The following is a 24,286-nucleotide window of genomic DNA, read 5'->3' as shown; positions in this document are numbered from 1 at the left end:
GTGAGGTGAGGGAAATAACAAGACGTCGGCACAACGGAATTCACTGGTGCGCCGAATGAATGGGAATCGACAATCAGGTGCGCAAAAGGTGCGGGTGGGTGGCAATTCATCGGGAATCCGTGCAGAGGCTGACAGATGGGTCGTCGAGGCGCCTAGGGCAGCACCCCGGCGCGCCGGGCGGCGACCACCGCCTCCCAGCGCGTGTGGGCGCCCAACTTCCGCATGGCCGACCGCAGGTACCCCTTCACGGTCTCGGGGCGCAGCCCCAGTCGCTCCGCGGCAGCCGCGTTGGTGGAGCCGACCGCCACACAGGACAGGACGTCCACCTCTCGCGGTGACAGTCCCGCGGTCCGCGCCGCAGGAAGGGAGGACGCCGCGCCCGCGAGACGCCCGCACACCGCGAGCAGCTCCGCCCGCAACGCGGGGTCCTCGACCCGCTGGACCAGCGACCGCAGTGTGCCGTGCGCCTCGCGGACCCGCTCCCAGGCCGCCCCGGACGGCGGTCCCGCGGGTTCCCGCACGGCCGCCAGCAGGGCCCGCGCCTCGTCCCGCGCGACCAGTGCCTGCTCCACGTCCCGCGCCGCGGCCACCGCGGCGCTGAGTGTGCGGTCGCCCAGCGGCTGGGCCGTGCGCAGGGCGCCGTAGAGGACACCGCGCACTCTGCGGCGTACGACGAGCGGCACCGCGAGCACGGACCTGAGGCCCTCCGCCGCCACCGCCCCGTCGTACTCGTGGCTGATCTGCCGCGAGGCCGAGTAGTCGGTCACCGCGCACGGCCGGGCCAGCGCCACCACCTTGCCGCCCAGGCCGTTGCCGGAGACGACGGCGAGCGAGCTGAGCGCCGTCGTCGTGTTCCCGCTGAGTTCGCTGATGCGGATCTGCGACCGCCCGGACTCCACAAGGCCGCCGAAGGCGACCGGCAGTCCCGTGGCGCGCCGCAGCCGCACCAGCGCGCCGCGCACCTCCACCGCCTCGGCCGCGTCCGCCGCCATGGGTCCACCCCTCGTCGCGCCGCACCCCCGTTCGGGGGTGGTGAGACCTGCATCACGGATTACACGATGTTAGGTGGCTGTCCGGCAATGAGGAGGACACGTGACGGCGAACACCGACCCGACGGACACCTTCCGGAGCGCGCGGGACTTCCTGCTCGCGCACCGGGAGGACTATGCCACGGCCTACGCGGGCTTCCGCTGGCCGCGTCCGACGCACTTCAACTGGGCGCTGGACTGGTTCGACGTCATCGCGGACGGCAACGACCGCACCGCGCTGCACATCGTCGAGGAGGACGGCCGCGAGACCCGGCTGTCCTTCGGCGAGCTGTCCGTGCGCTCCGACCAGGCCGCGAACTGGCTGCGCGGACGAGGTGTCCGCGCCGAGGACCGCATCCTCGTCATGCTAGGCAACCAGGCGGAGCTGTGGGTCACGGCGCTGGCCGCGATGAAGCTGCGCGCCGTGGTCATCCCCGCCACCCCGCTGCTCGGCCCCGCCGACCTGCGCGACCGGGTCGAGCGCGGCCGGGTCCGGCATGTGATCGTCCGGGCCGAGGACACCGGCAAGTTCGACGAGGTGCCCGGCGACTACACCCGGATCGCGGTCGGCGGCGCGGGGGCGGGCTGGCAGCCGTTCGAGGACCTGTACGCCGCCTCCGCGCTGTTCACCCCCGACGGGCCCACACTGGCGGACGACCCGCTGATGCTCTACTTCACCTCGGGCACCACGGCACAGCCCAAGCTGGTGGAGCACACCCATGTCTCGTACCCCATCGGCCATCTGGCGACCATGTACTGGGTCGGGCTCAGGCCCGGCGACGTCCACCTCAACATCTCGTCGCCGGGCTGGGCCAAGCACGCCTGGTCCAACCTGTTCGCCCCGTGGAACGCGGAGGCGACCGTGTTCCTCCACAACTACACCCGCTTCGACGCGGCCCGGCTCATGGCCGAGATGGACCGGGCCGGCGTGACCACCTTCTGCGCCCCGCCGACCGTGTGGCGCATGCTCATCCAGGCCGACCTCACCCAGCTTCGCACCCCGCCGCGCGAGGCGGTCGCCGCCGGTGAGCCGCTCAACCCCGAGGTCATCGAGCAGGTGCGGCGGGCCTGGGGCGTCACCATCCGGGACGGCTTCGGGCAGACCGAGACGGCCGTGCAGGTCTCCAACAGCCCCGGCCAGCCCCTGAAGACGGGCTCGATGGGCCGTCCCAGCCCGGGCTACCGCATCGAACTGCTCGACCCGGTGAGCGGGGCGCCGGGGGCGACCGAGGGCGAGATCGCCCTGGACCTGTCGGACCGGCCCGTCGGCCTGATGACCGGCTACCACGGCGAGGCCGACCGCACCGCGGAGGCCATGGCGGGCGGCTACTACCGTACGGGGGACATCGGTTCACGGGACGAGGACGGATACATCACCTATGTCGGGCGGGCCGACGACGTCTTCAAGGCCTCCGACTACAAGATCTCCCCCTTCGAGCTGGAGAGCGTGCTCCTCGAACACGAGGCGGTGGCCGAGGCGGCGGTGGTGCCCGCGCCGGACGAGCTGCGCCTGGCCGTCCCCAAGGCGTACGTCGTGCTCACCGCGGGCTGGGAGCCCGGGCCGGACACCGCCAAGGTCCTCTTCGAGCACTCCCGCAGCGTCCTCGCCCCCTACAAGCGCATCCGCCGTCTGGAGTTCGGCGACCTGCCGAAGACCGTCTCGGGCAAGATCCGCCGCATCGAACTGCGCGAGGCCACGGCGGCCGGGTCCGTGAGCGAGTACCGCGAGGAGGACTTCCGGTGACCGCACTGTCGTACGCACACGGAACCAGCACCACGCCGCTGCTCGGCGACACCATCGGCGCCAACCTCGACCGGGCGATCGCCGCCCACCCCGAACGCGAGGCCCTGGTCGACGTGGCGTCCGGACGCCGCTGGACGTACGCCGAGTTCGGCGCCGCCGTCGACGAGGTGGCGCTCGGGCTGCTCGCCAAGGACGTGCGCAAGGGCGACCGGGTCGGCATCTGGGCGGTCAACTGCCCGGAGTGGGTACTGATCCAGTACGCCACCGCCCGCATCGGCGCGATCATGGTGAACATCAACCCGGCGTACCGCGCCCATGAGCTGGAGTACGTGCTCCGGCAGGCCGGGGTCTCGCTGCTGGTCGCCTCGCTCTCCCACCGGACGAGCGACTACCGCGCCCTCGTCGACCGGGTCCGCGGCAACTGCCCCGAGCTGCGCGAGACCGTCTATATCGGCGACCCCGGCTGGGAGGCGCTCATCGCGGGTGGGTCCGCGGTGCCGTACCACCGACTGGCCGCCGCGGCGGCCGGGCTGAGCTGCGACGACCCGGTGAACATCCAGTACACCTCGGGCACCACCGGCTTCCCCAAGGGGGCCACGCTCTCCCACCACAACATCCTCAACAACGGGTACTGGGTGGGCCGTACGGTCGGCTACACCGAGCAGGACCGGGTATGTCTGCCCGTGCCCTTCTACCACTGCTTCGGCATGGTCATGGGGAACCTGGGCGCCACCACGCACGGCGCCTGCATCGTGATCCCGGCGCGCTCCTTCGATCCCCGGGCGACATTGGAGGCGGTGCGGCGGGAACGCTGCACCTCCCTGTACGGCGTCCCGACGATGTTCATCGCCGAGCTGAACCTGCCCGACTTCGCCGAGTTCGACCTCTCCTCCCTGAGGACCGGCATCATGGCGGGCTCGCCGTGCCCGGTCGAGGTGATGAAGCGGGTGGTCGCCGAGATGCACATGGAGGAGGTGTCCATCTGCTACGGCATGACCGAGACCTCTCCGGTGTCGCTGCAGACCCGCGCAGACGACGATCTGGAGCACCGCACCGCCACCGTCGGCCGGGTGCTGCCGCACCTCGAGGTGAAGGTCGTCGACCCGGCGACCGGTGTGACCCTGCCGCGCGGTTCGGCCGGTGAGCTGTGCACCCGCGGCTACAGCGTGATGCTCGGCTACTGGAACGAGCCCGAGAAGACCGCCGAGGCCGTCGATCCCGGCCGCTGGATGCACACCGGCGACCTGGCGATGATGCGCGAGGACGGCTATGTCGAGATCGTCGGCCGCATCAAGGACGTGATCATCCGCGGTGGCGAGAACGTCTACCCGCGCGAGATCGAGGAGTTCCTCTACGCACATCCGAAGATCGCCGACGTCCAGGTGGTCGGGATCCCTCATGAGCGCTACGGCGAGGAGGTCCTCGCCTGTGTGATCCCGCGGAATCCGGCCGATCCGCCGACCCTGGAGGATCTCCGGGCCTTCTGCGAGGAGCAGCTCGCGCACTACAAGATCCCGAGCAGTCTGCGGATCCTCAACTCGTTCCCGATGACGGTGTCGGGGAAGGTACGCAAGGTGGAGCTGCGGGAGACCTACGCGGAACGGCCGTAGGACGGTGGGCCGGTCGCCGGAGGCCGGGCCGGCCGTGGGCGGGGGGCGAGGTCAGGCCGGGCCGGCCGTGGGCGGGGAGCGAGGTCAGGCCCGGCCGGCGGCCAGTTCGTCGGCGAGGCTGTTCACCGGCTGGGGTGCGCCGGTGAGGTCGAGGACGAACAGCGGGACGCCGAGACGGTCGGCGATGGCCCGGGCGTCGTCGGCGTAGCCCGCGAGCGAGAAGTAGACGCAGCGGGCTGACTCGGACAGGGCGGTGAGCCACAGGCATTCCACGTCCCGCAGCGAGGCCGGGTGCACCGTCGGATCCACCTGCGCCAGGATCCCGCGCGCGGCGAGCCCGATCCCGTTCGGCTGCCGCTGGTCGGCGCGTCGTATGTCGCGGTAGCCGAGCCAGCGCAGATAGAGCGCGGCCACGGTGACGGCGTCGCGCGCGGAACGGATGGCGACGGGCTGGAAGGCGGTACGGGACGGCTTGCGCCCGCCGCCCGGGCGGGATCCGGGGCCGCCCTCGCCCGCCGGGTCGCGCGGTTCCGTGCCCGCTGTCCGCTGCCCTGGGCCCGTGCCGTCCGGGGACCGGCCGGGGTCTTCCGGTGACGCGGGGTCCGGCTGTCCCGGCAGCCCGGCCACCGGCACACGGAGCACCGTCCCGCAGGAACAGCCCAGTTCCGGGTGCGGCCACTCGTCCTCGCGTTCGCATGTCCCGCAGCGGACCGTGACCCAGTCGTCGGCCCAGGTGCGGTGGGTGACGACGGAGGGCTCGCCGAGACGGTCCAGCGGCGGGGCGACCGGGGCGCCGCACACACACGGATAGCGCGGCGCCGCGTAGAGATGCTCGCGCCGGCATATCGGGCAGCGCACGAGGACGCTTTCGGACATGGCCCTCTCCACCCCCTGCGTCGGAAACCGCTCCCATCCTGCTCCCCTGGGCCCCCGCTTGTCCTCGGCTTCGCTCACCGCGCGGCCCGGCGCCCCCCTGTCTTGACGGCTTGGAACGCCCCACCTACATTGCTTCCAGATAGCAGAAAAAACTTTCCGTAATTCGGAAATTCGGAAAAGGGAAGTGCTCACCGCGGGGCGCGACGGGAGCGCGAGTCCGACAGCCGAGGCAGGAGTACTCCATGGCTCGTATGACCGCTGCCCGCGCGGCAGTCGAGATCCTCAAACGTGAGGGCATCAGCCACGCGTTCGGGGTCCCGGGTGCGGCGATCAACCCCTTCTACGCGGCCCTGAAGGCCTCCGGCGGGATCCACCACACCCTCGCCCGCCATGTCGAAGGCGCCTCCCATATGGCGGAGGGATACACCCGCACCCGCCCCGGGGCCATCGGCGTGTGCATCGGCACCTCCGGCCCGGCCGGCACCGACATGATCACCGGGCTCTACTCGGCGACGGGTGACTCGATTCCGATCCTCTGCATCACCGGGCAGGCTCCGACCGCGGTGATCCACAAGGAGGACTTCCAGGCCGTCGACATCGCCTCCATCGCGAGGCCCGTCACAAAGATGGCCGTCACCGTGCTGGAGGCCGCCCAGGTGCCGGGCGTCTTCCAGCAGGCCTTCCATCTCATGCGCTCGGGCCGGCCCGGGCCGGTGCTCGTCGACCTGCCCGTGGACATCCAGCTCACCGAGATCGAGTTCGACCCGGAGACCTACGCACCGCTCCCCGTCCACCGGCCCGTCGCCACCCGCGCCCAGATCGAGAAGGCGATGGCCCTTCTCAACGCCGCGGAACGCCCGCTGATCGTCGCCGGCGGCGGGGTCATCACCGCCGACGCCGCCGAACTCCTCGTGAGGTTCGCCGAGCTGACGGGAACTCCGGTCGTGCCGACCCTCATGGGCTGGGGTGTCATCCCGGACGACCACGAGCTGAACGCCGGCATGGTCGGACTGCAGACCTCGCATCGCTACGGCAACGCGACCTTCCTGGAGTCCGACTTCGTCCTCGGCATCGGCAACCGCTGGGCCAACCGCCACACCGGCAGGCTCGACGTCTACACGGCCGGCCGGACCTTCGTCCACGTCGACATCGAGCCCACCCAGATCGGCAGGATCTTCGCCCCCGACTACGGCATCACCTCCGACGCCAGGGCCGCACTCGAACTGTTCGTGGAGGTGGCACGGGAGTGGAAGGCGGCCGGACGGCTGCCCGGCCGGGGCGACTGGGCCGCCGCCGCCCAGGAGAGGCGGGCCCGCCTCCAGCGCCGTACACACTTCGACGACATCCCGATCAAGCCGCAGCGGGTCTACGAGGAGATGAACAAGGCCTTCGGGCCCGAGACCCGCTATGTCTCCACCATCGGCCTCTCCCAGATCGCCGGTGCCCAGATGCTGCATGTCTTCCGGCCCCGCCACTGGATCAACTGCGGTCAGGCCGGTCCCCTCGGCTGGACCATCCCGGCCGCCCTGGGCGTCGCCACGGCCGACCCGGAGGCATCCGTCGTCGCCCTCTCCGGCGACTACGACTTCCAGTTCATGATCGAGGAACTGGCCGTGGGCGCCCAGCACCGGATCCCGTACATCCATGTCCTGGTGAACAACGCCTATCTGGGCCTGATCCGCCAGGCGCAGCGGGCGTTCGACATCGACTTCCAGGTCAATCTGGAGTTTGAGAACATCAACTCGCCCGAGCTGGGCGTCTACGGCGTCGACCATGTCAAGGTCGCCGAGGGCCTCGGCTGCAAGGCGATCCGGGTGACCGACCCGGGCGAGCTGGGCGCCGCCTTCGAGCGGGCCAGGAAACTCGCCGCCGAGCACCGGGTGCCGGTCGTCGTCGAGGCGATCCTGGAACGCGTCACCGATATCTCCATGTCGACCACCAACGACATCTCCGTCGTGGCCGAGTTCGAGGAGACCGCGACCGAGCCGGGGCACGCGCCGACGTCGATCAGAACCCTGAAGACCTGACGCACACCGCGGCGAGGGGCGGCCCGGCGTGATGCGGGCCGCCCCTCGCGCTGTCACCCCGGAGAGGTCCGGCGCGCCGCGGTACCCCCGTCGTTCGCGTCGCGCCCGGGCGCCGCCGATGCGCCGTCCCGACCTCTCCGGCGGGGCCCGCCGCCCCCGTGTCGGCGGACCCCGTGTGCCGATAATCTGCCCACACGGCGGGGGAGTTGAAGCCCTCCGGCCGGTGTTCAGAGGATGACTTGAGGGTTACGTAGACCGCCTACGCATACTTGTGTAGGCGGTCGCTTGGATCTCGTGGTTCCGTGGCTTCTGTGGGTTCTCTTGGCTCTCGCTCTATTCGATGTCCTCGAGGTCGTGCTCCGACAGCCCCGGCCACTCGTCCGGCCCGCCGCCCTGCCACTCGACGAGGTCGCTCTCCTCGACCTCGATCCGGTCCAGGTCGGCCAGGCGCAGGATCTCGATGACGTCGTCGAGGTGGCTGGCGAGACCGAGGGTGACATCGCCCTCGGTGACCCGCCGGGATCCGTCCAGGGCCGGGGCGTGCACCACGATGTGCGGATGCTGCGATGACTGTTCCATGTCTTCAGCCTCCTGCCCCCGGGCCCGATCCGCACCCCGGGCGCGGAAAGCGCCGGACGCACAAAGGGGTTCGGAGAGGCGGGAGGGATCCGGGTGGTGCCGGCGCCTGGGCGCGACAGGACAGGTGTCGGCGACGGCACCACCCGGAGATCTGGGGCGCGAAGGGTCAGATCCGTGTGCCCGAGAGGCGTTCCACGCCCCGCAGCAGGGCCGAGTGGTCCAGGCCGCCGTCGCCCTGCGCGCGCAGGGACGCGACCAGTTGGGCGACCATGGCACCGAGGGGCAGGGCGGCCCCCACGGTGCGGGCGGCGTCCGTGACGATGCCCATGTCCTTGTGGTGCAGGTCGATGCGGAAGCCGGGCGTGAAGTCGCGGTTCAGGAAGTTGTCCTTCTTGCGGGTCAGCACGGTCGAGCCCGCCAGCCCGCCGCCCAGCACCTCCAGGGCCGCCTTGAGATCCACCCCGGACCTCTCCAGGAAGACCACGGCCTCGGCGCATGCCTGGATGTTCACGGCGACGATGAGCTGGTTCGCGGCCTTCACGGTCTGCCCCGAACCGTGCGGGCCGCACAGCACGATGGTCCTGCCCAGCGCCTCGAAGAGCGGCCGCGCGGCCTGGAAGTCGGCCTGCTCGCCGCCGACCATGATGGACAGCACGGCCTCGACCGCGCCGGCCTCGCCGCCGGACACCGGCGCGTCGAGCACGCGGATGCCCTTTCTTCCCGCGTTCCGGGCCAGGTCGATCGAGGTCTGCGGGGTGATCGAGGACATGTCGATCAGCAGGGCGCCGGGCCGCGCGTTCTCCAGGATGCCGTCGGGTCCGTAGGCGACCGCCTCGACCTGGGGGGACGCCGGCACCATGGTGATGATCACGTCGGCGTCGCGTACGGCCTCGGCGACCGAGGCGGCCGCCGTGCCTCCGGCGGCGGTCAGACGGTCCAGCTTCTCGCGCTCCAGGGTGTACCCGGTGACGTCGTACCCCGCCTTGATCAGGTTCTCGGACATGGGGGAGCCCATGATGCCGAGGCCGATCCAGGCGACCGCCGGGCGGGCCGGGCGGGAGGTGTCCGCGGGCGTGATGCTCATGAGGGTGCCTCTCTGACTGCTCTGCTGCGTCTGCGGGTCGAGGTTCAGCGGGCGGCGCGGGCCGTCTCGGGCAGCCAGGCGAAGGTCTCCTCGCCGGTCGTGCCGCCCGGCTTGTACTCCAGGCCGATCCGGCCGTCGTAGCCCGCCTTCGTGAGCCGGTCGAGGAGGTCCGCCAGGGGGAGCGAACCGGTCCCCGGCGCTCCGCGGCCAGGGTTGTCGGCGATCTGGACGTGCCCGGTCCGCGGCGTGTAGTGCTCGATCACCGACGGCAGGTCCTCGCCGTTCATCGACAGGTGGTACAGGTCCATCAGGAATCTCGCGTTGCCGAGGCCGGTCGCCTCGTTCACCTTGTCGACGATTCCTACGGCGGCCGGGGCCGACACCAGCGGGTACCGCGGGGACTCCGGCCCGTTCAGCGCCTCGACGAGCACGATCGCGCCGATGCGGTCGGCGGCGCGGGCCGCGAGCACCAGGTTCTCCAGGGCCAGCGCGTCCTGCTCGGCCGGGTCCACGCCGTCGACGCGGTTGCCGTAGAGGGCGTTGAGGGCCGTGCAGCCCAGGGAGGCGGCGAAGCCGGCGGCCACGTCGATGTTGGCGCGGAACCTGTCCGACGCCTCGCCGGGGATCGACAGGGCGCCGCGGTCGGGGCCGGGGAGGTGTCCGGCGTAGAAGTTCAGGCCCGTGAGCTGCACGTTCGCGTCCTCGATGGCCTTCCTCAGTGCGTCGAGCGCGGGGCGCTCGGGTGTGGGGGAGTCGACCCAGGGCCACCACAGCTCGACCGCGGCGAAGCCCGCTGCGGCGGCGGCCGCGGGGCGTTCCAGCAGCGGGAGTTCCGTGAAGAGGATCGACAGATTGACCGTGAAGCGCTGGTCGGCGAATCCCATCGGCGACGCCCCTGCCCCTTTTTCTTCCGTATCGCGGAATTGACTTTTTGCTTTATGGAAGGCTGTCCCGCCCCGGTGTTGCTTGTCAAGGGGGTGGAAGGGGAGCGGCCGCGACCTCGCGTCGGTTAGGGTCGCCTCGTGGTGGACGGGGGCGGCTCCGTCCCGGTGGAGGCCCCCGACGTGCCCTCGTCCCGGGCGATCCGGATGGCAGTAGAGGTCACGACCGTGCTTTTGGGGGCACCGTGCGACTGAGAGTGGAGTTCACGACCGAGCCCTTCGATCTCGACGAGGCGCCCGCGCACGCGCTGGTCGCCCGGGAGGTCGTCGAGGCGGCCGAACTGGACGCCGTGGACGTCGGCCCGTTCGGCAACACCGCCGAGGGGCGCGCCGACGCGGTGCTCGCCGCCGTGGACGCGCTGCTGCGCAAGACCCTGGAGGCCGGAGCCACGCGGATCTCGTTGCAGGTCAACGTGGTCGCGGAGGCCGGCGGATGACCGGGGTGGGGGACGAGCCCTTCATCACGGCCGTGAAGCCGCTGGTCGACGCCATGGGGGGCGAGATGCTGCCGCCGGACCAGGCCGGACCGGATGATGTCGTGCTCGTCTGGGAGGGCGCCGGCGTCGTCGCGGTACGTCTGCCGCAGCTCGCCGACTCGCTCGATCACATCCTCGCCGCGATGGAGCGCAAGCGCGGCCGGCCGCTGGCCGAACTGGACCGCAAGGCCAAGCAGGAGATTGTACGGACCCTGGAGGCGCGGGGCGCCTTCTCCGTGCGCCACGGTGTGGAGACCGTCGCGAGCGCCCTCGGCGTGAGCCGCTTCACCGTATACAACTACCTCAATCGCGAAAAGGGTTCCTGACCAGGTCCGACGCGCTTCGCCCGGGTCCTTTTCGGCGAGCCGCCGGCCGGCAGTCGAGCGGCGTTCTTTGTTACCTCGAATTTTCAACAAAGTGTTGACGCTGTCTGACGGAGGGCGTTAGCTGGTCGCAGCCCGTTCAGCCCCCAAGGCCACGGAGGCACCCTTGACGTCGACTTCCACGCCGCCGGGCCTCGCCCGGTTCAACGCCCTCGAGGAGCATGTGGCCCTGGCCGCCCTCCACGAGGTGTGCGCCTCCACCGCCTGGGCCGCTCGGTTGCTCGCCGCACGCCCCTACCGCACCGCCGACGACCTCTACGCCGTCGGCGACGCGGCCATGGCCGAGCTGACCACGGCGGACCTGGAGGAGGTGATGGCCGGGCACCCGCCGATCGGGCGCCCCACGCCGGGCGATCCCACGTCGGCCCGGGAGCAGCGCGGCATGGCCGGCGCCGCGCAGGACCTCAGGGCGGAGATGCTCGAACTCAACCTCGCCTACCAGGAGAAGTTCGGGCATGTCTTCCTGATCTGCGCGACCGGCAAGACCGGAGAGCAGATGCGGGACGCGGTCAAGGAGCGGATCGGCAACGCGCCGGGGCAGGAACGGGAGATCGTCCGCACCGAGCTGGGGAAGATCAACCGTATCCGGCTCGCCCGACTGCTCGACACCGTCTGACGAGAAGCCGCCGGACTCCTCGACACCTCCTGAAGAGGACAGCGCATGAGCACCGAGACCACCGCCTCCGTCTCCACGCACATCCTGGACACCAGCGTCGGCCGCCCCGCCCCGGGCGTCGCCGTCCGCCTCTTCGCCCGCCCGGGCCGGGACGCGCACTGGCGGACGGTCGGCGGTTCCGTGACCGACGCGGACGGCCGGTGCAAGGACCTCCCGGCCCCGCCGGAAGGGACCACCCATGTACGGCTCGACTTCGCCGTCGAGGCGTACTTCGAAAGGTTCGAGAAGAAGCAAGCCGATGCGCAGCAGGACGCCCCCGCGAATCGGGACAGCGGTACCACCGGAGCGTTCTTCCCGGAGGTGACGGTCACGTTCACCGTCGCGCCGGGCGAGCACTTTCACGTACCGCTGCTGCTCACCCCGTTCGGCTACTCCGTTTACCGAGGGAGCTAGCTACATGACCGGCAATTCCCGCCCTGCCCGCCCCGTGACCCTGGGACAGAACCAGTACGGCAAGGCCGAGAACCGAGTCGTCAGGATCACGCGGGACGGCGCCACCCACCACATCAAGGATCTCAACGTGTCCGTCTCGCTCTCCGGCGACATGGACGAGGTCCACTACTCCGGCTCCAACGCCCATGTGCTGCCGACCGACACCACCAAGAACACGGTGTACGCGTTCGCGAAGGAGCACGGCATCGAGTCCGCCGAGCGGTTCGGCATCCACCTCGCCCGCCACTTCGTGACGTCCCAGGAGCCCATCCACCGGGCCCGCATCCGGATCGAGGAGTACACCTGGGACCGGATCGAGCACGCGGGCCAGGGCGCGCACTCCTTCCTCCGCACCGGCCAGGAGACCCGCCTGACGCAGATCACATACGACGGCTCGTCCTGGGAGGTCGTCTCCGGACTGAAGGACCTGACGGTGATGAACGCGACGGACTCCGAGTTCTGGGGCTACGTCAAGGACAAGTACACGACCCTGCCGGAGGCGTACGACCGCATCCTGGCCACCGAGGTGTCCGGCCGCTGGCGGTTCAACTGGACCGGCGACGACCAGGAGATGCCAGACTGGGAAACGTCCTACGAGGAGACGAGGAGGCACCTGCTCCAGGCCTTCGCCGAGACCTACTCCCTGTCTCTCCAGCAGACCCTGTACCAGATGGGCGCGCGCATCATCGACCACCGCGCCGAGATCGACGAGGTTCGCTTCTCGCTCCCGAACAAGCATCACTTCCTGGTGGACCTGGAGCCGTTCGGGCTGAAGAACGACAACGAGGTCTACCTGGCCGCCGACCGCCCCTACGGGCTGATCGAGGCCACGGTCCTGCGGGACGGCTGCGAGGCGCGGATCCCCGTGGACCTCACCAACCTGTGACGGAAGCGAGAACCACGAACCATGACACCACAGCGCATCGTCATCGAGAACTGCGCGATCGCGACCGTGGACGCCGACGACACGGAATACCCCACGGGGCACGTCGTCGTCGCAGGCAACCGTATCGAGGCCGTCGGCGCGGGTGCGGCCCCCGAGGGCCTGGAGGGCGTCGCACGCCGTATCGACGCCTCCGGCCACCTCGTCACACCGGGCCTGGTCAACACCCACCACCACTTCTACCAGTGGATCACCCGGGGCCTGGCCACCGACCACAACCTGTTCGACTGGCTGGTCGCGCTGTACCCGACGTGGGCGCGCATCGACGAGCCGATGGTGTACGCGGCGGCCCAGGGGTCGCTCGCGATGATGGCCCGCGGCGGCGTCACCACGGCCATGGACCACCACTACGTCTATCCGAGGGACTGCGGCGACCTGTCCGGCGCCATCATCCGCGCCGCCCGCGAGATGGGCGTCCGATTCACCCTGGCCCGCGGCTCGATGGACCGCAGCGAGAAGGACGGCGGGCTGCCGCCGGACTTCGCCGTCGAGACCCTCGAACGCGCGCTGGCCGCCACCGAGGCGACCATCGACGAGCATCACGACCCCTCCTCCGACGCCATGACCCAGGTGGCGGTGGCGCCCTGCTCCCCCTTCTCCGTCTCGACCGAACTCCTGCGGCAGGGCGGCGAGCTGGCACGGCGCAAGGGCGTACGGCTGCACACCCACGGCTCGGAGACCGTGGAGGAGGAGAAGTTCTGCCACGAGCTGTTCGGCATGGGCCCCACCGACTACTTCGAGTCGACGGGCTGGCTCGGCGAGGACGTGTGGATGGCGCACTGCGTCCATATGAACGACTCCGACATCGCCGCCTTCGCCCGTACGAGGACGGGGGTCGCCCACTGCCCGTCCTCCAACGCCCGCCTGGCAGCCGGTATCGCGCGCGTACCCGACATGCTCGCGGCGGGCGTCCCGGTCGGCCTCGGCGTGGACGGCACCGCGTCCAACGAGTCCGGCGAACTCCACACCGAACTGCGCAACGCGCTGCTCATCAACCGCCTGGGCGCCCACAGGGAGGCCGCCCTGAACGCCCGCCGGGCGCTGCGCCTCGGCACCTACGGGGGCGCCCAGGTGCTGGGGCGCGCACGCGAGATCGGCTCCCTGGAGCCGGGCAAGCTGGCCGACCTGGTGCTGTGGAAGCTCGACACCCTGGCCCACTCCTCCATCGCCGACCCGGTGACGGCGCTGGTCTTCGGGGCGGCGGCACCGGTCACCGCCTCATTCGTGAATGGCCGTCAGATCGTGGCGGACGGCAGGCTGCTGACCGCCGACGAGGACGCCATCGCCCGCTCCACCCGGGACGAGGCCCGGCGCCTCGCGCGCATCGCGGGACAGGGCTGACCGGTCGCGAGGACTCCGGCCGGGGGGGACGGCTCCCGGCCGGTTGCCATGGACCCGAGCGGGGGCCCATGGCAACCGTCTCCGGGGCACGCGCGAGGACGCGCGTGCCCCGGAACGGTCCCCGTGCCCCGGGGCCCTGCCCCGGCGCGGTCCCGCCCGGGCGGAAGGCGCCCCTATGACGTATGACGCAGCACCACCTCCTTGACACCCACGTCAGAGCCGACGTGCCACCGACCGGAGGAGCCGCCGTGGCCGCCCATCCCGTTGACGAGAAACTCCCCGCCCTCAAGATGGTGACCAGCGGTCTGCAACACGTGGCCGCCATGTACGCGGGAGTCGTCGCCCCGCCCCTGATCGTCGGCGCGGCCATCGGCCTGTCCGGTGCCGGCCTCACCTTCCTCACCGGCGCCTGCCTGTTCACCGCGGGCCTCGCCACCTTCCTGCAGACCCTCGGCATCTGGAAGATCGGTGCCCGGCTGCCGTTCGTCAACGGCGTCACCTTCGCCGGCGTGGCGCCCATGACCGCCATCGTGGCCTCGGCCGAGAACCGGTCCGACGCCCTGCCGGTGATCTTCGGCGCAGTGATCGTCGCCGGGTTCCTCGGCTTCCTGGCGGCCCCCGTCTTCTGCAAGGCGATCCGCTTCTTCCCGCCGGTCGTCACCGGCACCGTGATCACCCTCATCGGCGTGTCGCTGCTTCCGGTGGCCTTCGGCTGGGCACAGGGCCCCGACCCCACGGCATCCGACTACGGTTCGGCGACCCACCTCACCGTGGCGGGCATCACCCTCGCCCTCGTCGTCCTCCTGCGCCGGTTCACCCGGGGCTTCGTCAAGCAGATCGCCGTCCTGCTCGGCCTGGTCGCCGGTACGGTCGTCGCGATCCCCTTCGGCGCCACGGACTTCGGTCCGGTCGCGGACGCGGCCGTGATCGGCTTCCCGACGCCGTTCCACTTCGGCGCCCCCCGGTTCCACCTGGCCGCGATCCTGTCCATGTGCGTGGTGATGGTGGTCTCGATGACCGAGTCGACCGCGGACATGCTGGCGCTGGGCGAGATCGTCGAACGCCCCGCGGACGAGAGGACCATCGCGGCGGGCCTGCGCGCCGACACCCTCGGCTCGGCCCTCAGTCCCCTCTTCAGCGGTTTCATGTGCAGCGCCTTCGCCCAGAACATCGGCCTGGTCGCCATGACCCGCGTCCGCAGCCGGTACGTCGTCGCCACGGGCGGTGGCTTCCTCGTCCTGATGGGCCTGTGCCCGATGGCTGCCTCCCTCATCGCCGTCGTACCGCGCCCGGTGCTCGGCGGCGCGGGCGTGGTCCTGTTCGGCTCGGTGGCCGTGAGCGGCATCCAGACCCTGGTCCGGGCCGGCCTGGACCAGGACGGCAACGCCCTGATCGTGGCCGTCTCGCTGGCCGTCGGCATCATTCCGATCGCAGCGCCGCACTTCTACCACGCGTTCCCGCAGACGGCCCGGATCGTCCTGGACTCGGGCATCTCGACGGGCTGTGTGGCGGCGGTCCTGCTGAACCTCGTCTTCAACCACCTGGGCAGGGGCCGGGACACGCGGGACCTGAGCGGTCCGAGGGAGACGGGCGAGGAGATCGCCGGGGCTCGGACGGCGACCGCGCACTGAACGGCTGCGGGGGTACGGCGACCGCGACCGCCATGCCCCACGGCGGCCCTCGACGCGGACGCGGGTGCGATGACCGGTCCCGCGCGAGGCCGGGCCACGCCATCAGGTCCGGGGCCGGCCGGCTGTGTGCGTTCCTTGAGTGGTGGCAGTCAACGCGACCCGGCCACCGAGCGGTTCATGCGCCCGGCGTTCATCCGCGCCGAGGCGACGCCAGCACGTACCGCTGCCGGACTCGAGGCTCCATATGCTCGCTGACCTGCCAGCCCGCCTCCTCCAGCGTGGCCGCGCAGGCGCGCAGTGCCGGGAGGTGCGGCTCGTGCACGGCGACCGCCTCCGGCTGCGGGGTCGCCCGTACCCGGTAGCCCTCCGCCTGTTCCCCGGTCGCCGGCCGGTGCCCGGCCGCCTCCAGCGCGAGCGCGGCGGCCCGCACCAGATGGGTCCGCTCCCAGCCGCAGGGGCGGTCCATGGCACCGCCCGGGTTGGTCATCCGGCGCAGCTCCAGCAGCCCCTGCCAGGCGCCGCGCACCTCCCGCAGCCGGGCCGGCCCGCCGTCCGCGGACTCCTCACCGCCGACGCGTGCGGCGAACACGCCGGAGTCGGCGGGTGCCGGGGCGGCGGCCGGCTTCTGCTCGGCGGGCGTCTCGCGTATGCGGTGACCCGCCGGGGTCAGGAAGTGGTCGTGCGGCGGACGCGGATGCCGGAAGGCCAGCCCCCTCTTCACCAGTGCGGCGAGCTGGGCGTCCGTCCCCTTCAACCGCCCGGTGACGGGGTCGGCGGCTTCGATCAGACGCTGCTGCACGGCGGTCGGCGGTCGGGTCACGGGTGCTCCTTCCCGCGGGGGAGGGCGCGGGCGCTCGCGTCCCCAGGGGGTACGGGCGCTCGCGGTCCCGTCAGTGCTCCTCGGCGGGCCCCGCTTCCCCCGCGGAGAGGGCCCCATGGGAACAGTACGCGTCGGGTCTGACATTCCAGCCGGCCACCACATGCCGGCGGTGCTCCATGCTCAGCCTGCTCAGCGTCCCCGTGGAGAGCTGGAACAGGGCACCCCCCGAGGCCGCCAGGCCGAGCCGCCGCGCGGTCAACACCCGCAGGAAGTGGCCGTGGGAGACCACGACCACGCTGCCCTCCGCCTCGGCGAGCGCCGCGTCGATCTTGGCGATCATCCGGTCCGCGCGCGCCCCGACCTCCTCCGGGCTCTCTCCGGGATGCTCCGGGGGACCGGGCGCGACGCCGTCCGTGAACAGGAACCAGTCCGGCTGCGTCCGGTGGATCTCGACGGTCGTGATCCCCTCGTACCCGCCGTAGTCCCACTCGGACAGGTCCGCGTCGACGCGCGCGCCCCCGATCCCGGCCAGCCGGGCCGTCTCCCGGGCCCGCTGCATCGGGCTGACGAACGCCGACGCGATGTGATGCCGGGCGATCAGCGGCGCCAGCCGGCGCGCCTGCTCCCGGCCGTGCTCGGTCAGCGGGACATCCGTCCACCCGGTGTGCCGCCCGGAGAGCGACCACTCGGTCTCACCGTGCCGGACGAGAATGAGGTCGCCCACGCCCTGCCCTTCCTGTTCCGCCTCCGCGTACCGTGTCACACGCGTGCGGCGGCGCGCAGGACCGATTGGGCCAGACGGCCGTTCTCGGGGGAGGCCCCCTGCCCCGAGGGGAAGGCGAACCGGCGCCGGGTGTACGCGTACGCCACCCCGCTCGCGGGATCGGCGAAGCCGAGTGAGCCGGTCGCGCCGCTGTGCCCGAACGCGTCGGAGCCCAGGAACGGGTAACGCCCGGCGAGGTACTCGAAGCCGAGGCCGAAGTGGTCGGCCTGCCCGGTGACCAGGTCCGTGCCCGGAGTGCGCAGCCCGCTGAACGCGGCGACGGTCCCGGGCGCGAGCAGGGGCGGCCTGCCGTCCACCGTGCTGATCGCGGCGGCGTACATGCCGGCCACGCCCCGGGCGTTGCCCACGCCGCCGGAGGAGGCGGGGCCGAGCGCGCGCACGCGGCCGTCGTTGCCGAAGGCGACGAGGTCGAGGGGCTCGGACCCGTTCTGGCCGAGGGCGATGCCCCGGATGCTGTCGGGTGCCGCCGCGCGCGCGGCGAGCGCCTCGGCCTGCTCGGGGGTGGGCAGCAGCGACTGCACCTCCACCCGGCGGGGCTCCAGCTCCCGGGGGAGACCGAGATGGAAGTCCAGCCCGTACGGGGCGCGGACACGCTCCTCGTACAGCTCCTGGAGGGACCTGCCGGTCACCCGGCGCACCACCTCGCCGGTGAGCGCGCCGATGACGAGGGCGTGGTAGCCGTACGCCGTTCCCGGCTCCCACAGGGGCTTGCTCCCGGCCAGCCGGGCCGCGACGAGCCGGTCGTCGGCCAGCTCCGCGAGGGTGAATCCGCCTTCCGCGCCCACGACTCCCGCCTTGTGCGCGAGCAGCTCACGCAGGGTCAGCCGGCCCTTGCCCTCCGCCCCGAACTCCGGCCAGTACGCGGCGACCTCACGGTCGAGGTCGAGCACGCCGTCCTGCACCAGCAGGGCCACGACCAGGTGCGCCGCGCCCTTGGTGATGGAGTACAGGGTGGTCAGGGAGGATCCGTCGAGCCCCTCTCCTGCCCACAGGTCCACCACCCGCCGCCCATGGTGGTGGGCGACGAGCTGGGCACCGGGTTCGTGCGTCTCCCCGGCGAGAAACGCGGCGAACTCCTCCCGTACGTCCTCGAAGCCCTCGGCCACCGTTCCGTGCACGTCCCGCGCCATCCCGGCCCCCTGTTGGTGATCGTCTTCGAAGACCACCAACAGGGGGCCGGTGCCCCGCATTCCCTACTGGCGGTAGCCGCTCAGGAATCGGCCGATCCGTCCGATCGCCGCCTCCAGATCGTCCGCGTGGGGCAGGGTGAGGATGCGGAAGTGGTCGGGAGCCGGCCAGTTGAAGCCCGTGCCCTGGACCACCTGGATCTTCTCCCGCAGCAACAGGTCCAGGACGAACTTCTCGTCGTCGTGGATCTTGTGCACCTTGGGGTCCAGGCGCGGGAACGCGTACAGCGCGCCCTTCGGCTTCACACAGGTCACGCCGGGGATCTCGTTGAGTTTCCGCCAGACCACCTCGCGCTGTTCGTACAGGCGGCCGCCGGGCGCGGTCAGCTCGTCGATGGACTGCCGGCCGCCGAGCGCGGCCTGGATGGCGTACTGGGCGGGGGCGTTGGCGCACAGCCGCATGGAGGCCAGCATCGTCAGGCCCTCCAGGTAGTTGCGGGCGTGCTGCCTCGGGCCGGTCACGACCAGCCAGCCGGAGCGGAAGCCCGCCACCCGGTAGGTCTTCGACAGTCCGCAGAAGGTGAGGACCACCAGGTCCGGGGCGAGGGCGGCGACCGAGTGGTGCACGGCGTCGTCGTACAGGATCCGGTCGTAGATCTCGTCCGCGAAGACCATCAGTCCATGACGGCGGGCCAGGTCGAGGATGCCCTCGATGACCTCCTTCGGGTAGACCGCGCCCGTCGGGTTGTTGGGGTTGATGATCACGACGGCCTTCGTACGGTCCGTGATCTTCGCGGCCATGTCCTGGAGGTCGGGGTACCAGTCGGCCTGTTCGTCGCACAGGTAGTGCACCGCCTTGCCGCCTGCGAGGGTGGTCACGGCCGTCCAGAGGGGGAAGTCCGGTGCGGGGATGAGGATTTCGTCGCCGTCCTCGACCAGGGCCTGCACGGCCATCGAGACCAGCTCCGAGACGCCGTTGCCGAGGAAGACGTCGTCCACGCCGACCTCCAGGCCCTTCGCCTGGTAGCGCTGCGCCACGGCGCGGCGGGCGGAGAGGACGCCCCGGGAGTCCGTGTAGCCGTGCGCCTGCGGCAGCATCCGGATCATGTCCTGGAGGATCTCCTCCGGCGCCTCGAAGCCGAAGAGCGCGGGGTTGCCGGTGTTCAGGCGCAGCACGCTGTGGCCCGCCTCCTCCAGCGCGTTGGCGTGCTCGATCACCGGGCCCCGGATCTCGTAACAGACCTCGCTGAGCTTGCTCGACTGCCGGAACTCCATGCGCCGTTTCCCCTCCGCCATCCGTCGTTGCTTGGTTTTACCAAGTAGCGGCTTGGAAAGTCCAACGACATGTCTAGACTGCGTCGCATGTCACCTCGCCGAAGCTACGACCAGTACTGCTCCACGGCCCGGGCCCTCGACGCCGTCGGCGACCGCTGGACCCTCCTGATCGTCCGCGAGCTGCTCGCCGGTCCGCGTCGCTACACCGACCTGCACGCCGACCTGCCGGGCGTGAGCACGGACGTCCTGGCGTCCCGGCTCAAGGACATGGAGCGCGACGGGCTGACGACACGCCGCAGGCTGCCACCGCCCGGAGTCGCCTACGTGTACGAACTCACCTCCCGGGGGCGGGAGTTGCTTCCCGTGATCCAGGCGCTCGGGGTCTGGGGTGCGCCCGCGCTGGCGGAGCGCCGGCCTACGGACGCGGTGCGCGCGCACTGGTTCGCGCTGCCGCTGCTGCGCGCGCTGCCGGGCGAGGGTCTGGTCGAAGTCCGGCTCGACGAGGGCGAGTTCCACCTTCGGCTCGGCGCCCAGGACGGTGCGGTGTACGGCGAGGGGGCCGCTACCGAGGAGCCCGACGCCCGGCTGGTGCTCGACGCGCAGACCTGTACGGCCCTGGGGCACGGAACGGTGACACTTCATCAGGCGGTGGCGGACGGGCGCGTCACGGTGTCGGGTGACAGCACGCTCGCCAAGGTGTTGCGCGGGGACTGACGAACCCCCGGCCGAGGCATCGCGCGGGGCCGACCAACCCACCGGCCACGGCACCGTGCGGGGACCGGTGAAGAGCCCCCGCACAGCCGAGGCCCGCCGCGTCCCTCGGACGCGGCGGGCCTCATGCCCTCGGGTGACAGAATGTCAGACGCCCGGCGGCACCCGGGACGGGCGCCCCGAACCGCGCGTCAGCGCATAGCCGCCGATGCCGGCGAGCGCCGCGAGCACACCGCCGATCCCCGTCCACACCCAGCGGTCGGACCACCAGCCGGAGGTGTCGGGCTTCAGGGACGAGAGACTGGGCGCGTCCGTCTGCGAGTCGGAGGACTTCTGCGCGATCCCCGGCACCAGCGGCTCGGCCAGCGAACCGTCCACCGCCGCCGCGCCGCCCATGTCCTTGGAGTCCACCCGGATCTCGGCGTTCACCGGCACCCCGAGGTCGGCCGCGCCGAGCCCCACGGCGGTCAGACGGACGTAGTACGTGCCCGGCAGCGGGTCGTTGGCCCAGGCCTCCGACCAGGCGCGGACCGTGCGCAGCGTGCACGCGAGGTCGACGGAGGCCGCCCCCTGCGCGGCCGTGCGCGTCTGCGCCCCGTACTGGCACGCCTGGCGGCGCCGCAGGCCGTCGTACACATCCAGCTGCCAGGTCTGCGTCCCGCTCCGGGACGACGAGGGCAGTTTCACCGTCGCCTTCACGGTGGGCCGCTGCTCGGCCTCCGCGGGGAACTGCCAGTACAGATAGTCGCCCGTGGAGGCGCTCGCCGTGGCCTGCTGCCCCTGCTGGATCTCCGTCGCCGTACGGAACGACGTGCCGGCCGAGGTGGGCGCGGCACTGTCACCCGACGGGCTCGCCGAGGGCGAGGCGTCGGCGAGGGCCGGGGCGGCGGCGATGCCCAGCAGCAGGGCCGCCGTGCTCAACACTCGTACGGTACGCATCAGTTGGTCCTCCAGATCGCGACCCGCCAGCGCGACAGCCAGCCCCACAGCACACCCGCGAGGAAGCCGGCCAGAACGAGGGCGCCGAGCAGCCACCAGCCGCGCCCCAGACCGAAGGAGGCCACGTCGCCGGCCGGGTCGGGACCGTGGACGACATCGACCGTCAGCTCCAGCGGGAGGCCGGGCGTGGTCTTCACACCGGACGCCGGGGAGAAGGAGTTGGCGACCTGGAGGCACACCGTCTCGGCGGGCGCGTTCTCGTCGTCGCTCTCGGCCTTCGGGTAGCGCAGGCCCGTCGACAGGACGTCCGTACGGCCCGAGCCGGTCGCCTCCCCGCGTACGATCTCCCGCCCGTGCACGGTGATCGCCCGCAGCGTCACCCCGTAGTCGGGGTTCACCTGCCGGTCGGCGGAGACGCTCACCGAGGCGCGCAGCTCCTGGCCCGGCTTCACGTCCACCCGGTAGAAGCGGTGCTGTCCGAACTCCTCGCGGTCGGTGTACAGGCCCGACTTCAGCGTGGGCGCCGTGGCGCACTGCGCGGTGCCGTCCACGGCGACCGGAGTGACCACCTTGTCGGCCGTCCGGTCCACCAACTGGTTGACCTTGCCGGAGAGTTCGGTCTTGTGCTGCACCGAGGTGTACGTGCCACCGGTGGCCTCGGCGATACAGCTCAGCTGCTTGCTCAGCTTGGTGTCCGGGACGAGCCCCAGTGTGTCGATGGTCAGCCCGACGCCCTTGGCCGCGATCTCCCGGGCCACCTCGCACGGGTCGAGTGGGGCGCAGGTGTCCTCGCCGTCGGTGATGAGGACGATCCGGCGGGTGCCGCTGCCCCCGTTGAGGTCGTCCGCCGCCTTCAGCAGGGCCGGCCCGATCGGCGTCCACCCGGTGGGCTGGAGCGTCGCCACGGCCGTCTTGGCATCGGTCCGGTTCAGCGGCCCCACCGGGTACAGCTGTGCGGTGTCCTTGCAGCCCGTCTTGCGGTCGTTGCCCGGGTAGTTGGCGCCCAGGGTCCGTATGCCGAGCTGCACCTCCTCCGGCGTCGCGTCGAGGACCTCGTTGAAGGCCTGCTTCGCCGCGGCCATCCGCGAGCCGCCGTCGATGTCACGGGCCCGCATCGAGCCGCTGACGTCGAGGACGAGATCGACCTTGGGTGCGTTCCGGGCTGTCGTCTCGTCGGCGACGGCGCCGGCCGGGACGGCGATCCCGGCCGCCAGGGCGGCGAGCAGAGCGCAGACGCCCGCCGCCAGCCGTTGTCTTGTGATCATCGGCGGATCTTATTGATCAATGGGTGCGCGCTTCAAAACGATCTCATTGATCCCAGGGGGCTGGCGTGCGAACGAGCGGGTTGGGGAGCTGCGTCCACAGATCCCCGGGGCGCCCGGGGGACAGCCGCATCAGCGTCAACGCCTTGGTGGGCAGCGGCTCCTCGCGGAGCGCCGTCAGATCGGACGTGGCCGGCAGGCCCCCTACGACGGCCTCCAGCGCCGCCCCCAGCGCGGGTGCCGAACCCGCCGTGGAGGCCAGTGAGCCCCCGACGAGCGCGCCGAACAGCTTGCGGCGCAGGGCCGTTTCGTCGTCGGTGACCATCCGGTCGGCCACGTCGGGGGCCTTGATGCCGTGCCGGGCCAGCCGGGCCGGGCTCACCCGGATGTCCGCGAGATCGCGGTAGACGAGCCGCAGTGGCTCGTTCGCGGGCGAGAGCACCACCAGCAGGTTCTGGCCGTGCGCCTCGAGGGCCACACCCAGATCGAGCAGGCGCAGCCCCACGGTGAGCGCGAGACGGGCGAAGGCGGCGAGCCAGGCCGGGGACGCCGCAAGGCCGGTGGCCGGCAGGGCGGCCACCGGGACCACCCGCTCGCCCGGCGCCGGATCCGCGCAGGTCTCGGGCGACTCGCGCACCACCGCGGCGAGATCGGGCGAGTGGGCGCTGAACGCCCCCAGGGTGCGGGTGACGCGCAGCAGGCCGTCGGTGCGCGCGGCGACCGACTCCACGAACGCGGAGACGGCGAGCGAGGTCTCGACGGACGAGACCGAGATGTCCCGTACGGACGACGTCAGCCGGGCGCTGACCGCGGTCTTCACATGCGGGCCGTCGTCGGAAAGGGCCAGGGTGCGCAGGGACATCAGCGGATGCGCGACGGGACCGTCCTGCGCCGGGCCGCCAAGCACGTGCGCCGTCTGCCAGGGGTGCACCGGCACCAGCGGGTGCCCCTCGTCCCACAGCCACTCCGGCCACTCGCCCCGCAGCACGCCGTCCTCCACCGGGACCAGGCCGAGGCGCACCACAGGCCGGTGCTCGGGTCCGTAGGCGAGCTGCTCGGCGACCGAGAAACCAGGCCGGGAACGGCAGTTGGGGTGGTACGGGTGCCCGTCCACCACCCGCTGCTCCCACTCCCAGCCGGTCACGGGTTCGGGCGCCTTGTGCGGCTGGTCGGCGCGCGACAGCGCCAACGAGGCGGTGCTGTGGTCGAGCTCGGCCGCGAACGCGGCCGCGCCCGGGACACCGAGGGCCGTGACGAGCTCCGCCGCACGGTCGTACCCGCGCCCGTCCAGCAGCACCTCGGTGACATACGCGGCGGTCGCATACGGGTCGGCGGGCGGCCCGTGCAGCCGGCGCCCGTCCGCCAGATGAACGACCATGCCCTCGCGCGTCGGCTCCCGGCGGACGGTCCACGGCAGCGGCTCATGGACCAGTGCCCGCCACAGGCGCGACAGCACGGCCGCCCGGGCACCGGGGAGCGCCGCCGCGTACGCCCCCGACAGTTCGGGCCGTACGCCCTGCAGCTCGTGGGCGAGCCGGGTCTCGGCGGAAGGGGAAGGGGACACGTTCGAACTCCTCGGGGACGGGCGGCGCATTTC

The 24,286-nt window shown here is 71.6% G+C and carries 23 protein-coding genes; 11 read left to right on the top strand and 12 right to left on the bottom strand.

Annotation, left to right across the window (positions count from 1 at the left end; genetic code table 11):
- Positions 1-152: 152 nt before the first annotated feature.
- Positions 153-992 (bottom strand): response regulator transcription factor, encoded by an 840-nt coding sequence (locus ACIP94_RS12225; RefSeq protein WP_402423362.1) that lies wholly within the window; start codon positions 990-992, stop codon positions 153-155.
- A 100-nt stretch (positions 993-1,092) separates the two neighbouring features.
- Here ACIP94_RS12225 and ACIP94_RS12220 point away from each other — a divergent pair, with 100 nt between their 5' ends.
- Complete coding sequence (locus ACIP94_RS12220) at positions 1,093-2,772, top strand: AMP-binding protein (protein ID WP_402423359.1); 1,680 nt, start codon at positions 1,093-1,095, stop codon at positions 2,770-2,772.
- A complete protein-coding gene (locus ACIP94_RS12215; protein ID WP_402423356.1) occupies positions 2,769-4,382 on the top strand; it encodes an AMP-binding protein in 1,614 nt (537 codons plus the stop codon). Before ACIP94_RS12220 ends, ACIP94_RS12215 begins: the two co-directional genes overlap by 4 nt.
- 84 nt (positions 4,383-4,466) lie before the next feature.
- Here the strand turns inward: ACIP94_RS12215 and ACIP94_RS12210 are convergent, their stop codons facing one another.
- Complete coding sequence (locus ACIP94_RS12210; RefSeq protein WP_402423353.1) at positions 4,467-5,258, bottom strand: hypothetical protein; 792 nt, start codon at positions 5,256-5,258, stop codon at positions 4,467-4,469.
- A 242-nt stretch (positions 5,259-5,500) separates the two neighbouring features.
- Here ACIP94_RS12210 and gcl point away from each other — a divergent pair, with 242 nt between their 5' ends.
- Positions 5,501-7,285, top strand: a complete 1,785-nt coding sequence (gcl, locus tag ACIP94_RS12205; RefSeq protein ID WP_402423351.1) for a glyoxylate carboligase — start codon at positions 5,501-5,503, stop codon at positions 7,283-7,285.
- Between the two features lie 333 nt (positions 7,286-7,618).
- Here gcl and ACIP94_RS12200 read toward each other — a convergent pair whose 3' ends face one another.
- The 3 genes from ACIP94_RS12200 to ACIP94_RS12190 all read right to left on the bottom strand — a co-directional run bounded on the left by ACIP94_RS12200 (position 7,619) and on the right by ACIP94_RS12190 (position 9,832).
- Positions 7,619-7,864: a hypothetical protein gene (locus ACIP94_RS12200; protein ID WP_402423348.1), complete on the bottom strand. Its 246-nt coding sequence runs from the start codon at positions 7,862-7,864 to the stop codon at positions 7,619-7,621.
- 166 nt (positions 7,865-8,030) lie between these two features.
- Positions 8,031-8,948, bottom strand: coding sequence for a 2-hydroxy-3-oxopropionate reductase (locus ACIP94_RS12195; protein ID WP_402423345.1), 918 nt, complete (start codon positions 8,946-8,948; stop codon positions 8,031-8,033).
- A 44-nt stretch (positions 8,949-8,992) separates the two neighbouring features.
- Entirely contained in the window at positions 8,993-9,832 is an 840-nt protein-coding gene (locus tag ACIP94_RS12190; protein ID WP_402423342.1) for a TIM barrel protein, read from the bottom strand.
- Positions 9,833-10,074: 242 nt separating this feature from the next.
- On the opposite strand from ACIP94_RS12190, the gene ACIP94_RS12185 reads away from it, so the two are divergent.
- From ACIP94_RS12185 to ACIP94_RS12155, 7 genes are all read left to right on the top strand, one after another.
- Positions 10,075-10,326: a hypothetical protein gene (locus ACIP94_RS12185; RefSeq protein ID WP_402423339.1), complete on the top strand. Its 252-nt coding sequence runs from the start codon at positions 10,075-10,077 to the stop codon at positions 10,324-10,326.
- Positions 10,323-10,691 carry a helix-turn-helix domain-containing protein gene (locus ACIP94_RS12180; protein ID WP_402423336.1) on the top strand — a complete coding sequence of 123 codons (369 nt, stop codon included), beginning with the start codon at positions 10,323-10,325 and terminating at the stop codon, positions 10,689-10,691. The genes ACIP94_RS12185 and ACIP94_RS12180 overlap by 4 nt, the downstream gene beginning before the upstream one ends.
- A gap of 163 nt (positions 10,692-10,854) precedes the next feature.
- Positions 10,855-11,364, top strand: a complete 510-nt coding sequence (uraD, locus tag ACIP94_RS12175; protein ID WP_402423333.1) for a 2-oxo-4-hydroxy-4-carboxy-5-ureidoimidazoline decarboxylase — start codon at positions 10,855-10,857, stop codon at positions 11,362-11,364.
- A gap of 45 nt (positions 11,365-11,409) precedes the next feature.
- Positions 11,410-11,817 carry a hydroxyisourate hydrolase gene (gene uraH / locus ACIP94_RS12170; protein ID WP_402423330.1) on the top strand — a complete coding sequence of 136 codons (408 nt, stop codon included), beginning with the start codon at positions 11,410-11,412 and terminating at the stop codon, positions 11,815-11,817.
- 4 nt (positions 11,818-11,821) lie between these two features.
- Positions 11,822-12,742, top strand: a complete 921-nt coding sequence (gene pucL / locus ACIP94_RS12165) for a factor-independent urate hydroxylase (RefSeq protein ID WP_402423327.1) — start codon at positions 11,822-11,824, stop codon at positions 12,740-12,742.
- A gap of 21 nt (positions 12,743-12,763) precedes the next feature.
- Positions 12,764-14,140, top strand: coding sequence for an 8-oxoguanine deaminase (locus ACIP94_RS12160; protein WP_402423324.1), 1,377 nt, complete (start codon positions 12,764-12,766; stop codon positions 14,138-14,140).
- Between the two features lie 248 nt (positions 14,141-14,388).
- Positions 14,389-15,771 (top strand): nucleobase:cation symporter-2 family protein, encoded by a 1,383-nt coding sequence (locus ACIP94_RS12155; protein WP_402423321.1) that lies wholly within the window; start codon positions 14,389-14,391, stop codon positions 15,769-15,771.
- Between the two features lie 190 nt (positions 15,772-15,961).
- Here ACIP94_RS12155 and ACIP94_RS12150 read toward each other — a convergent pair whose 3' ends face one another.
- The 4 genes from ACIP94_RS12150 to ACIP94_RS12135 all read right to left on the bottom strand — a co-directional run bounded on the left by ACIP94_RS12150 (position 15,962) and on the right by ACIP94_RS12135 (position 19,777).
- Positions 15,962-16,591: a hypothetical protein gene (locus ACIP94_RS12150; RefSeq protein ID WP_402423318.1), complete on the bottom strand. Its 630-nt coding sequence runs from the start codon at positions 16,589-16,591 to the stop codon at positions 15,962-15,964.
- 70 nt (positions 16,592-16,661) lie between these two features.
- Positions 16,662-17,315 carry a histidine phosphatase family protein gene (locus tag ACIP94_RS12145; protein ID WP_402423315.1) on the bottom strand — a complete coding sequence of 218 codons (654 nt, stop codon included), beginning with the start codon at positions 17,313-17,315 and terminating at the stop codon, positions 16,662-16,664.
- A 35-nt stretch (positions 17,316-17,350) separates the two neighbouring features.
- Positions 17,351-18,505 carry a serine hydrolase domain-containing protein gene (locus tag ACIP94_RS12140; protein WP_402423312.1) on the bottom strand — a complete coding sequence of 385 codons (1,155 nt, stop codon included), beginning with the start codon at positions 18,503-18,505 and terminating at the stop codon, positions 17,351-17,353.
- 63 nt (positions 18,506-18,568) lie between these two features.
- Complete coding sequence (locus tag ACIP94_RS12135; RefSeq protein WP_402423309.1) at positions 18,569-19,777, bottom strand: pyridoxal phosphate-dependent aminotransferase; 1,209 nt, start codon at positions 19,775-19,777, stop codon at positions 18,569-18,571.
- 87 nt (positions 19,778-19,864) lie between these two features.
- On the opposite strand from ACIP94_RS12135, the gene ACIP94_RS12130 reads away from it, so the two are divergent.
- A complete protein-coding gene (locus ACIP94_RS12130) occupies positions 19,865-20,491 on the top strand; it encodes a winged helix-turn-helix transcriptional regulator (RefSeq protein ID WP_402423306.1) in 627 nt (208 codons plus the stop codon).
- A gap of 144 nt (positions 20,492-20,635) precedes the next feature.
- Here the strand turns inward: ACIP94_RS12130 and ACIP94_RS12125 are convergent, their stop codons facing one another.
- From ACIP94_RS12125 to ACIP94_RS12115, 3 genes are read right to left on the bottom strand one after another with little or no spacing between them, the layout of a single operon-like run.
- On the bottom strand, positions 20,636-21,427 hold the full coding sequence (locus ACIP94_RS12125; protein ID WP_402423303.1) for a hypothetical protein: 792 nt from the start codon (positions 21,425-21,427) through the stop codon (positions 20,636-20,638).
- Positions 21,427-22,692 (bottom strand): VWA domain-containing protein, encoded by a 1,266-nt coding sequence (locus ACIP94_RS12120; protein ID WP_402423300.1) that lies wholly within the window; start codon positions 22,690-22,692, stop codon positions 21,427-21,429. Before ACIP94_RS12120 ends, ACIP94_RS12125 begins: the two co-directional genes overlap by 1 nt.
- Positions 22,693-22,735: 43 nt before the next feature.
- Positions 22,736-24,283 (bottom strand): IucA/IucC family protein, encoded by a 1,548-nt coding sequence (locus ACIP94_RS12115; RefSeq protein ID WP_402424247.1) that lies wholly within the window; start codon positions 24,281-24,283, stop codon positions 22,736-22,738.
- Positions 24,284-24,286: the final 3 nt, after the last annotated feature.

This window comes from Streptomyces sp. NPDC093261 (genome assembly GCF_044753645.1).
In the GTDB taxonomy this organism is placed as follows: Bacteria; Actinomycetota; Actinomycetes; order Streptomycetales; family Streptomycetaceae; genus Streptomyces.
This window is presented reverse-complemented; position numbering and strand designations above follow the sequence as displayed.